Below are 10,677 nucleotides of genomic sequence, written 5' to 3'. Positions count from 1 at the left end.
GCCAACTTGTCGTCAAAATCGGTGTTGCAAAAACGGGAGTGACCATAGATTCCGTTTTCTGAGACGACCCCGATCAGTATTACGTTATCCCACTCCAGCCCCTTGGAACCATGCAGTGTGGAAAGGATGAAGGGATCGCAGTCAGTAGCAGCCTCGCCTGGATTCAAGATAAGGTTTAAAAACGTGCGGGAATCGATCTTACTGGAGTCAAGTAGCTCCCCGATCCTCACGACCCCTCGTTGCTGGTCGTTCGATCCAGTGCGAGTTACACCCTCAGAGCCAACACTATCAATGAAACCCTCCATACTCAGGCGTCGTAACACATCGATAGCAGGCGTTTCCTCTCCGTCTTTCTGGCAGATAGTGGCGAGCCTGCCCAGCCGATCTTTTTGGTATTGTGCGCCCTCGAATAACTGACCTAGAGCAGACCATAGGTCGGCGTGCGGAGCCATCAATCCACTGAGCGCCGCTTTGAATTGCCCTTTCTGCCATCTAAAACCAGCCTCCTTCAGAAAGCCGTAAACAATCGCTTGTTTGTTGGGATGGTTTTCCAGTAGCCGCAGATCGCCGTACACAGACAGCAAGACGCCAACTACCAGTATCCCGATTTCGGTGCGGGTGTGTAATGCGCTTGAACCATTGAGGTAGCGATAAGGTAGCCCACACAGGCGTAAAGCAATTTCCGCCTCAGCAAGGTTCGCCTTAGTGCGGGACAATATGGCTTGTGTTCCACTGCTCACCGAGAGGTTTGATAGCACCTTGGATAGGCAGTTATCAAAGTGCAATCTGACCTCTGTTTTGGGGGTGCTAGGATGACTGACACAAAGCTTGGTCAGCTTTGTAGAGTTGCGCCGAATTACCGAGTTAGCCATCAAGGAAAGCTCATGGCCAAATCTGAACGTGCATGACAGTTGAAACACCTTCGTATTCGGGTAGTGCCTTTCAAACAGTCCGCCGATAAAGTCTGGTCGAGCACCACGCCACTCATAAATACACTGGTTAACATCACCAACAGCCATAACCGACGTATCCGACTTAGATAGCAAGCGGGTCATGTCATGCTGTATCAGGTTAACGTCCTGATATTCATCAACAATGATGTGCTTGAAGTGGGCACCAAGGCTGCTGTCATTACGCAACAGTGCGACAGCCTCAATCAAACAGTCATCAAAGGTTCGCAGACTGTTTTCCTCCAGCAGCTCACAATAGCGGCCATAGGCGTGAATAAACTCCCGTTTGATGTTGCTGAACGTTGGATCATTGGCAGCATCAACAGGAGTTACGGCCGCCGCCCGGCAGCGAGCAATAAACAGCTCGAAGTTTTCAATTTCATTGGGGTCAATATAATTCGCCTCATGGTCAAAGCCATAGCGGTAGGCTTGCTTTACCAGTTGCTCATAGCGGTAGTCGCTTGGAGTAATGAGGTCTTTCTTCTTGATTATCTGTTGGCGTTCTCCGTAACCAACAATCTTTAAGGCCAAGCTGTGGAACGTGCGGATTTCTGGAATCACGCTCGACATCAGTGCCGTCTTCAAGTTCTCCGTGAAGCTCACCTGCGCCGACTTGTTGTACATCAGGATCAGAATGGAGCGAGGATCAGTTCCCGTCTTGACCAGCCGCTCAACGCGCTTTACAAGTGTGGTTGTTTTCCCGCTACCAGGTACGGCTTTTACCAACGCATGTCCGGTGTCATGGCTGACAATACTTTTCTGCTCCCAAGTCAGTCTTTTGGTCATGCCTTAACCTTGTAATTGGCGCACTGACGGGCCTCGGTGTAGGGAACGATCTTTGCCTTACTGTGACATTGCAGATAGCCATCCTCCCATCGGCCTGCTTGCTCGCACATAATGCAGTTGGGAAATAGTGAATGAGGATCGGCGTGACGGATAAAAGCTCGTAAGTTATCAGCCAGCTCAGCGGCCCCTAACGATCTAGGCCATGTGTTCACGTCAGAATTGATTGTTAAATCCACTTCAGCGAGCGGCATCGTTTGTTCGTTGAGTCGGCCGGAACCACTTAAACTCCAGACAGACATATCCACGTTACCTACTGAGCAGACGCCGCTACAGGTGTCCACAGATTGAAACGGGGGAAGCCAGTTGAATACTCTCAGGATCTTCTCCTTGATCGAGTAGGCCCCGGTAAGCAACATCTGAATATCAGAGGCAGATTGGACCTTAAACTCAAGAATCGGGATACCGGCTTCGATCTTGTCTTGAGAGCAGGGGTGTGTGACACAAATCTCTACGTAGCAACGCCTTTCGCCAGTCGTATCATACAACATCACGTCTGGTCGCAGCCCTGTGACCTTATCGTGTTTTTCCAGCTCTGCCTGATCGAAAAATTGAGTCAAGTTGTAGCGTGCAGGCACGGATTTTACGCACTGACGTGCTTCGTCTCTAACCAAGGCTAAACGAGAACCATTACAGGCAACCCGGCGCTCCAGCTCAAGGCTAATAGGCATTTCACGGCTGAGAGCTTGTTGGTAGCGATAGAAGAATGCTTCTTTGCCGCACTTGTGAAGATAGGTTTCAAGGGCACAGCATTCTTCCGAATGGCGAAAGTGCTTAGCGTTGAACTCGCCCATTACCGGGGTCAGGGGGCTCTTACAACCTGGGCAGGTGTAAGTATGTGAGCGCAGGGCAGCGCCAATGTGCGTGAGGGTGCCCTCGCCGTCTAGCGCGTAAGCGTATTGTATTGAGCTGGATTGAGTTGTCATGACTGCGTATCCTCCCAAAAAAATCCAGCTAAGAACAGACCTTACGGCAGGCAAATGGTAAGTAGTGCTTCTTGAAGCAGTCGAGTGTACAGCGGCTCAGTGAAAAAGCTAATCGCCCGCTCAACAACCTAGTGATACTGGTGCAGATTCGACAATGAGTTAATGCCCGGAGAGCATCTGCAAGACTTCTAGCTGGAAGGCATTCCAACCAGCCCTCGCTTCTGAAAAGCCGTCAGGAAACGGTAAAATCCAACCAAGTGAGCAACTTCACTTGATCAAAGATCTAAGGCTAGAATGATGGAATTCCAACCTTAGTTTGCAAATAGCCTAAACATATAACTTCCTCTGAGGATTTAAAAGAATTCTCAGATGTCTTGAAAGCTACTTTTTAAACTTTCTCATTCTGAGAAGCATATTTAATTTTGCTGCGTCTGCTCGTGCTGCTGCTACAGAAAGGGCTTTATGCAGTGAAACTACCACGACAAACAAACAGAACATCGACCAGAATCCATCCATTTCGTTTACCTAATCGTTGAGGTTTTTATTCGGGATATCTGGCTAAATAGGACTACACAGATACCCAGTTAAACCCCCCGCTTACATAACACTCCGGTTCCTCACCAGACGTTTTATTCTATCGCGGTCTGTGGTTATCAGAAGCTGCATAAACCGGTTATTTAGTCCGTTACGCGAAAATTATTGAGGATCCGGGCTGTTAAACTGTTCTTCCTCTTTCGCTTCCGGAGAAAAGGGGAGGTGTCACCCTGCGGCCGGGTAGTGAAAAGGATTTGACGTAATTCAGGCGAAGGGCGAACAAGACCGCAAAGGACGCCCGGGCGACCGGATACCTGCCGGGTTGTGCGAAGTAAAAACCGGAAGCAGTGATAACACAAACAGGCCCCTACAGCGTAAGGATTGTGATGGACGATAAAGAGCAATTTACGAATCTTGTGGCAAAGCATGCCTCCGGACTCACCGAAGAGCAGCTGGCCGGTTACGATGCCTGTTCCCTGGATGGTGAATGCGTCACGCCTTCATACGAGGTTTTCCGGGGGTATCGTACCCGCCATACCCTGGATGAATTTCTGGAGATGGCCATATCGCTGAATGCCATCCACCCGGATGAATATTTAACGGATATGCTGCTTAAGCCTCATGAGGTGATCGGCGCTCTGGCCGATGAAGGCGACCAGCTGAACAACGCCACCCCGGTTTATTTCTTCCCGGATACCGGCGTCTATGCAGCGGCCGTCAGTGAAACCCGGGTGCTCGATGCCTGGCTTTGCTGGCCATGCTACCCGGCGAACTGGTAACGCGGCCGTTGGAATTGCACCGGCAGGATACGAATTTAACCGACCCCGTGGCGGGAAGGTTATCACAATTGCATGTCCTCATCCCTCAAGCCCCCTGCCAGGCCCTAACGTGCTGTCAGGCTTCGCCTGATTCCCGATCTGCGCCGGTACTTCAGCCGATAACTTTTTGTTTTCTTTTTATTTTCTCCCCATTTCCTCAAAGTTCGCGGGCGGCGTGGACAGGGCACCATTGCCGCATGTGGGGTCTTAATAAGGGCAGGGTGGTCAGGTTTGCTCGATGCCGGGGGTAGGCCCTACCCTTTATGGGATGAGGACATGCAATTCACTAAATTAATCGACAGCACCGGTGGTGACTTATCTGTAACGGGTCAGTTTTGATACGGGGAATGTTTCAGGGTTAAGATCTGGAATCATAAAAATATACGCTCCCGTTCAGGACATACGACTTGAAATGGATAATGCCATTAAAGGAATTCCAGCCTTTCGTCGATAACAGTTTCTGACCATCGCCATAACCATGTCATGGAGGAGACTAACCGTGTTTCAGAGGTGAGCTGGTGCCTGGCAAAACATACAAACTCAAATATCAGGAAGCGAGTTTAGTTGTTTATAACATGCAGCCGTGTAACTGATTAGGTACCGGCAAAAGGAGGAAATAATGTTTGAAAACTACGTTTGTAAAATCTATGTAAGCAATGATCCTCATTTTAGTAGCCATCTCGAAGCAACTGCGTTTGGTTTCGATAATGGTCAGCAGCAAAAGATTCTCACCGCAGCCCATGTTGTTACCAATGCTCTTGGAAAAATTTATCCCGTCAGCAATACACTTAAACTTTACGTCAAATTTCTTAACCATCAAGGACTGGTGAACGAAGAGCCTGTTCTAGTCGATTTCATTCTCAATGAGGCTAATGACAGGGACGGCATTCCGTTTGTTGACAGTGCAGAAATCGTATTACCAGCTGGAATACAACAGCCTGTAAGTAGTTACTTTAAGGTCCTGGCTCCCGCAGCTGGCATGGGTACATTGGGTGTCGGATATCCAATGAATGAGACAACAATTTCGACATTCCCTGGTGAAGTTTCAGGCATTTGGCCTTTAAATTGCTCAAATCATTCTCCCCAACATCTCACAACTCGCTTTGTAATAGCACATTTCAACACCGATGGTTGCTCTGGTGGACCCTATGTCGTCTCCGAGAATGACGAGCATTTTGTCATTGGAAGTCTGGTTGGAATAATGTCTGGAACCTGCCCAGATTCAAATCCACACATGTCTGTTCAGTCCGCTACTGATTTTTAGCAAAGTCAGTTCCAAAATGACGCTGGCACGATAGTTATTTTGGGTCTGCCCGATATGGCGTCTGCCCTTACTAACAGCAACAGCATTGAAACTGACAAACATGAACTCGAAAGTGCCACAATAGTAAGTCATGATTTCTTCATCACTTTTATGGTGCTCTTTTTCACCTATCACACAGCAAGTTATGAATACGAGGCCTGTAATGGACGCTACCGAAACTGAAGAGCTCGAAAAAATTCGCAAGAAGGCAATGGATGAAGTTACAAGTGCTCTTCAGGCGCTTGAAAATAAGTTCCCGGGTATTACTGAGGGCGCAGCAGCTTTGGCGGGGTCAGGCGTAGGCGCAGCGGCTTCCTTCGGTGCTCTCTATACGCTTGGTACAACGGGAGTGTCAGCAGCAGGCATAACCTCCGGGCTCGCTACAGCAGGGTCTATCGTCGGTGGCGGTATGGTTGCAGGCATTGCGGTATTGGCCGCACCTGTAGCTGTGTTAGGGATTGGCGGGTACGCGATAGTGAAACACAAAAAAAATGCGAAACTGACAGCCGCCCTTAGTCAGGCCATCCAAAAGCTCTACGAAGTTCAGGAAAGGTTGATGTCGAATGCGGAATATTTTAAGGCAGAAATTGCTGGCATCAAGGCAACAATCGACATGCTTACTAAGAAAGCTCCAAAAGGTAGCCTGGTCGCGGTGAGGTAAACACATGAGTCAGTCTCCTTATGATGATGAGTTCAGGGCCATCCGTTATATTCAGCTCCGTGGTCAGGATATCGCGAACGCTCACGAGACAATTAACAGTGATATAGAGAGCCTTAAGGCACAGTTGACCGGGCTAATCAGCGGCACTGAACTTGATGAAGCGGAGCATCTGGCGCTTAAAGAACATCATCTGCGAGAAATGACCCCTTCAGATACTGCCATGCATTCTACTGGTCTCAAGACTATATATAGCGAGGCTAACCAGCGTGTATGCGGTGATATTGGACTGGCCACAATACTCTCCACGGATGACTTGGCTGTTGTAGATGCCCGGATCCAGAATCATATTAAAGAATTTAATGATCGCTACGCACTCGACGCCTGGGATTATGCTATTGCCTGCGGATGCGGGCTCATAGCATCCATGCTGGATTTACTTTGCGTCAGAGCCCCGCCAAAACCTACGGTGAGCTTTACGGCAGAAGTGGATGGTATTTTCAATAAACAGGTGCAGAAAGCCTTCAATGCCATTTTGCCGGAGGACCTGAGTACAAAACTCTCAGATTTGTTCCCTATAGGGGCACCAGACAGTTCGATCAGCAGCGATTTAGTGGGTGCGGCCGGTGGCGTTTTGTCTCCCACAAATCACCGCTTAAGAGCTTTGTCACACGATCCCGTACTGGGCATTATTTTCGGTATAAAGGATATGCTGAACGGGACCTGTACGGTGGTTCAGAATGGACAGATCGTGGTTTATCCTTCCAGTAAAGGCGTTACAGACGAAACCAATATTTTCAGGCTCATCGCCAGAATGTTTGGACACCTGGCATCGGATGTTAATGCCCCCTCAGCAAAAGGAAACCGTGGCATGGGGTTACCGGCTCCTTTTATGGGGCTACTTCGTATGCTTGAGGGGATCCCTGTGGGGAGTTCTAACTTCGGCAAACAAATAGAGTACATGTATGTCAACGGGTATGACTTTCGTCAGTTTATCGTGACAAGTATTCCGATGAGCATAATGGAAGTTTTGATGCGGGTTTTCTATGTGGCGAAACAGGTATCGCTGGGAAAAGGAGCTTTTGGGGAGACCTTACTGGATACCATGCCGTTGCGGCTAAATCCACGCTTCCGGATGATGCTTGCCCTGGGTTATGGAACTTCCAGTGCTGTTAACGCAGGTAAAATGTATATCACCGGCAATATTCTCAATGCGAATTACGCCTCCTGGATGGGGTTGGCCTGGAATGGTTTTCACTCACTCAAGTGGTCCCTTTATCAGCGACACTTAAAGCTTTGGGCCGGTATTGAAAAGGCAGAACTGGAACGGCTTCAGAACAATATAGACAGCATCGAGGCATTGACCATCAGAGCAGGAAACTTGCCAGTCAAGTAACATTCACCGGAGCACCTCCGGAACCCCATAGCCCACCAGCTGCTAAAAATGTCTGCCTTTGCTTTTAATACTCTCTCTGCCTCCTCCCCGAGGCAGAGAGTAGCTCGTAGTTATTTATACAGCTCACAACAGGGCCATAAGATACTCCGCTTCTCGTTTACCGATGATCCTGATCTGTCAGCTCTCTTACCGGATGCTGTACGAGCGTAACGGCTTATTATTGATAGTTCTCTCATATCAAACCTCATAAAGATTTATGCTGCCACTTAGTAACAGCCTAAAGGTTGTACTCTCTATTTAACAGCTTTTAGGCTGTTAATTTGATATTACAGCTTTTAGGGTGTATGTTTAGAAAACAGCGTACAAGGTGTATCAGAGGAACTACTGAGGCCAGCTTATGATCAATAATGATTACCCGTTAAACACGCTCAACCAGTTGCGTCCCTTGCTCATTGGTTTTCGCAAGGCGAATGGCCTGACGCAAAAAGACCTGTCCGAAAGGTTAGGGGTCACTCAACAGACATACTCACGTCTGGAAGCCAACCCTGCCAGTGCGAGCATTGAACGGCTATTCAAGGTGTTTTCTATCCTGGGCGTAAAAATCAGCTTCTCCTCGACAACCGCCTCTTCAGAGGGGAAGCAGACGGAAGAAATGCTTAAATCAAACTCACCTGCACGACAGGAGAAATGGTAACGATATGAGCCGGAAACAGCAGCGTCTGGCAATCTGGATGAACGGAATCAAAGTCGGATACTGGGAAAAAAGTAAAGGGGTAGACAGCTTACAATACCTTCCTGACTGGAGTGCAGACGAACAGGGAAGGCCGCTGTCATTGTCCCTTCCTTTTACTCCCGGGAACCAGGTCTGGCGTGGAAATGTGGTACGTGACTATTTTGATAATTTACTCCCGGACAGCGAAGGCATACGCAGACGTCTGGCAATGCGTTACAAGGCCGATAGCCTGGAGCCTTTTGATCTTCTGACGGAGCTGGGAAAAGACTGCGTGGGCGCGATACAGCTGCTTCATGACGGAGATGAACCCACAGATTTATATTCCGTGAAGTATCACCCGCTTACTGAATCAGAAATTGCGGCAACTTTGCGTAATACCACGGAGACATTGCTACCGGGCAGGCCAGAAGATAACGACGACTTACGTTTATCTATTGCCGGTGCTCAGGAGAAAACAGCCCTACTGTGGCATGAAGATCGGTGGTGTATGCCGGAGGGTAATACACCAACGACGCATATATTCAAGCTACCGCTCGGACTTGTGGGGAACATGAAAGCCGACATGCGCTCGTCGGTTGAAAATGAATGGCTCTGCTCGGTACTTCTCGAACAGTACGGGCTCCCCGTGGCAAGAACGCAGATTGCTCACTTTGAAGATCAGAAAGCGCTGGTGGTAGAACGTTTTGACCGAAAATGGTCAGGAAACGGACAATGGATCATTCGTTTACCCCAGGAGGATATGTGTCAGGCCCTGGGCATTTCGCCATTACGAAAATATCAGGCGGACGGCGGGCCAGGTATATCGGAAATTATGGAAGTTCTGAGTAATTCAGACCGTGCTGAGCGTGACAAAGCGCAGTTTTTTATGACGCAGATAGTTTTCTGGATGATGGCCGCAACAGATGGCCACGCTAAAAATTTCAGTATTTCTATTGGGCCACAGGGACGTTATCACCTTACACCACTCTATGATGTGTTGTCGGCATGGCCGGTGATCGGTCATGGGAACAATCAGATATCCTGGCAGAAGTGCAAACTGGCGATGGCCGTACGTGGCAGTAGCAACTATTACCAGATATATCGAATACAACGACGCCACTGGATCAGGCATGGTGAGATAACCGGCCTGAGTAAACAGCAGACAGAGGCGATGATAGAGGAAATCATCGCCAGAACCCCGGGTGTCATTGAACGTGTTAGCGGGCTTCTTCCGGACCAGTTCCCCCAGCAGCTTGCGGAAAGTATTTTTGATGGAATGAGGCAGCAATGCAGGCGCCTGGCTGAGAAATGACAGCCGCAATTTATAGTGTGCATGTTTTCAGAATAGCTGATGTAAGCGTGAGGATTCAGTATGACTGAAGAACAAAAAAGAATAGAGCGGGCTATTGAGTTGGCTTGTCGTTACGGCGGAACCGATGAAATGCATCATCTGCAATGGGTCGTGGATCAGATGGTAAGAGAACTTGCTGGAGAACGTTATGCACAGATTGTAGCAGATGCCACCAGCGGAGAAGATGGGCCTGATACTTACAAATGGAGTGTTGGGATCGCGCCTTAGCATCTGTCAGTCTGGGGATGAAAACGTACTTAACATCCAGCGAATTCCCAGACTTCACATTAAGACTAGAGTAACGGCCGCAATCACGTGAGAGAAAAAAATGGCAATTTTAGCAATCATTGCAGTTATCGCCCTGGGTGGGTACGCCTGCGGGTTTATTAAAGCCCGTGAGCTGAGCGCTTTGCGTAAAGAAATGAAACTATACGTGGATCGCATGGAAGCGGCGGAGCTGGACTTACACGCAATCAGAAGTGTAGCGGAGCACCGGTTGCACGGTGCAGGTAAACAGTTTGCCGACCTTTACAGCCGTATCGACGGTGCAACTGTGACGCTGACACCCGAAGATCAGCTGTTACTGGCAACGATGCCATTTAATATTCAGGATGTAGAAGACATCGTAAACGAGCGCGGTCCAAAGACAATTAGCGGCCGTCCATTCTGGGAAGTTGAGCCAGGCCCGCATGACTATGAATATGGCCCGCAATATCCGTATTTCCCAGACCAGCGCTAGGAAGAGATCAAGATGAGAGAGCCAAGACCCCGCCATACCTTGCAGGTCATTCGAGTGCCTTCTCTGGAGGTTCAGGATCTGGGGCTGACCAGCTTTGATAGCTGGCTTGACGAGAACGGTTATGACAAAACGAATGCCAGAAATAACCGTACCATCTGGGCGAGAGAAGGCGGATGGCATCTGAAACGTTGCAGAAATCTGGAAACTGGCACGGACGATTTCTGGTTTATCGCTTTCGATGGTAAAGGCGGAAAGATATACCCGCTGAAAACCCAAAGAGACTACCGGGCTGCATATCGTAAGCTGGAAGCAGAAGGTTATGCACCTGCGGTCATCGAGCAAATGACCACAGGCGCAGCATATAACCTGGCCTATCCAGGGGTCGTCTCAGAAAACGGAATCTATGGTCACTCCCGTTTTTGCAACACCGATTTTGACGACAAGTTG

Annotated in this window: 11 protein-coding genes; 9 read left to right on the top strand and 2 right to left on the bottom strand. The window is 48.9% G+C overall.

All coding sequences use genetic code 11. From position 1 onward, the window contains the following. On the bottom strand, positions 1 to 1,736 hold a 1,736-nt coding region (locus ACOTXR_RS24525; RefSeq protein WP_237765000.1), incomplete at its 3' end, for an ATP-dependent helicase. Further along, on the bottom strand, positions 1,733 to 2,719 hold the full coding sequence (locus ACOTXR_RS24520; RefSeq protein WP_000211823.1) for a hypothetical protein: 987 nt from the start codon (positions 2,717 to 2,719) through the stop codon (positions 1,733 to 1,735). The genes ACOTXR_RS24525 and ACOTXR_RS24520, both read right to left, overlap by 4 nt. 920 nt (positions 2,720 to 3,639) lie before the next feature. On the opposite strand from ACOTXR_RS24520, the gene ACOTXR_RS24515 reads away from it, so the two are divergent. The 9 genes from ACOTXR_RS24515 to ACOTXR_RS24475 form a co-directional block, all read left to right on the top strand. Beyond that, a complete protein-coding gene (locus ACOTXR_RS24515; RefSeq protein ID WP_000341066.1) occupies positions 3,640 to 4,032 on the top strand; it encodes a hypothetical protein in 393 nt (130 codons plus the stop codon). A gap of 658 nt (positions 4,033 to 4,690) precedes the next feature. Continuing rightward, the gene (locus ACOTXR_RS24510; RefSeq protein WP_259408565.1) at positions 4,691 to 5,335 is read left to right on the top strand and encodes a trypsin-like serine protease; all 645 of its coding nucleotides are present in this window, start codon (positions 4,691 to 4,693) and stop codon (positions 5,333 to 5,335) included. A gap of 202 nt (positions 5,336 to 5,537) precedes the next feature. Further along, positions 5,538 to 6,035 (top strand): membrane protein, encoded by a 498-nt coding sequence (locus ACOTXR_RS24505; RefSeq protein ID WP_000340139.1) that lies wholly within the window; start codon positions 5,538 to 5,540, stop codon positions 6,033 to 6,035. Between the two features lie 4 nt (positions 6,036 to 6,039). Then, the gene (locus tag ACOTXR_RS24500; protein ID WP_000083579.1) at positions 6,040 to 7,428 is read left to right on the top strand and encodes a hypothetical protein; all 1,389 of its coding nucleotides are present in this window, start codon (positions 6,040 to 6,042) and stop codon (positions 7,426 to 7,428) included. Positions 7,429 to 7,828: 400 nt separating this feature from the next. Beyond that, a complete protein-coding gene (locus ACOTXR_RS24495; protein WP_012477377.1) occupies positions 7,829 to 8,122 on the top strand; it encodes a helix-turn-helix transcriptional regulator in 294 nt (97 codons plus the stop codon). A 4-nt stretch (positions 8,123 to 8,126) separates the two neighbouring features. Further along, positions 8,127 to 9,452: a type II toxin-antitoxin system HipA family toxin gene (locus tag ACOTXR_RS24490; RefSeq protein WP_000088044.1), complete on the top strand. Its 1,326-nt coding sequence runs from the start codon at positions 8,127 to 8,129 to the stop codon at positions 9,450 to 9,452. 60 nt (positions 9,453 to 9,512) lie between these two features. Then, complete coding sequence (locus tag ACOTXR_RS24485; protein ID WP_000134171.1) at positions 9,513 to 9,719, top strand: hypothetical protein; 207 nt, start codon at positions 9,513 to 9,515, stop codon at positions 9,717 to 9,719. Positions 9,720 to 9,819: 100 nt separating this feature from the next. Further along, complete coding sequence (locus ACOTXR_RS24480) at positions 9,820 to 10,230, top strand: hypothetical protein (protein ID WP_000985909.1); 411 nt, start codon at positions 9,820 to 9,822, stop codon at positions 10,228 to 10,230. 12 nt (positions 10,231 to 10,242) lie between these two features. Beyond that, positions 10,243 to 10,677 (top strand): hypothetical protein (locus tag ACOTXR_RS24475; RefSeq protein ID WP_421767126.1); only part of this gene is annotated, 435 nt, incomplete at its 3' end.

Origin of the sequence: Enterobacter cloacae complex sp. IR53030, assembly GCF_049238365.1 — a bacterium.
Classification (GTDB): domain Bacteria; phylum Pseudomonadota; class Gammaproteobacteria; order Enterobacterales; family Enterobacteriaceae; genus Enterobacter; species Enterobacter kobei.
The sequence above is the reverse complement of the archived record's forward strand: the minus strand, read 5'-3'. Positions and strand labels throughout refer to the sequence as shown.

Bases quoted from the DNA above. Each gene is read 5' to 3' on its own strand.
- ACOTXR_RS24505 (WP_000340139.1), top strand. From the start codon at position 5,538: ATGGACGCTACCGAAACTGAAGAGCTCGAAAAAATTCGCAAGAAGGCA.
- ACOTXR_RS24480 (WP_000985909.1), top strand. From the start codon at position 9,820: ATGGCAATTTTAGCAATCATTGCAGTTATCGCCCTGGGTGGGTACGCC.
- ACOTXR_RS24490 (WP_000088044.1), top strand. From the start codon at position 8,127: ATGAGCCGGAAACAGCAGCGTCTGGCAATCTGGATGAACGGAATCAAA.
- ACOTXR_RS24485 (WP_000134171.1), top strand. From the start codon at position 9,513: ATGACTGAAGAACAAAAAAGAATAGAGCGGGCTATTGAGTTGGCTTGT.
- ACOTXR_RS24520 (WP_000211823.1), bottom strand. From the start codon at position 2,719: ATGACAACTCAATCCAGCTCAATACAATACGCTTACGCGCTAGACGGC.
- ACOTXR_RS24510 (WP_259408565.1), top strand. From the start codon at position 4,691: ATGTTTGAAAACTACGTTTGTAAAATCTATGTAAGCAATGATCCTCAT.
- ACOTXR_RS24515 (WP_000341066.1), top strand. From the start codon at position 3,640: ATGGACGATAAAGAGCAATTTACGAATCTTGTGGCAAAGCATGCCTCC.
- ACOTXR_RS24500 (WP_000083579.1), top strand. From the start codon at position 6,040: ATGAGTCAGTCTCCTTATGATGATGAGTTCAGGGCCATCCGTTATATT.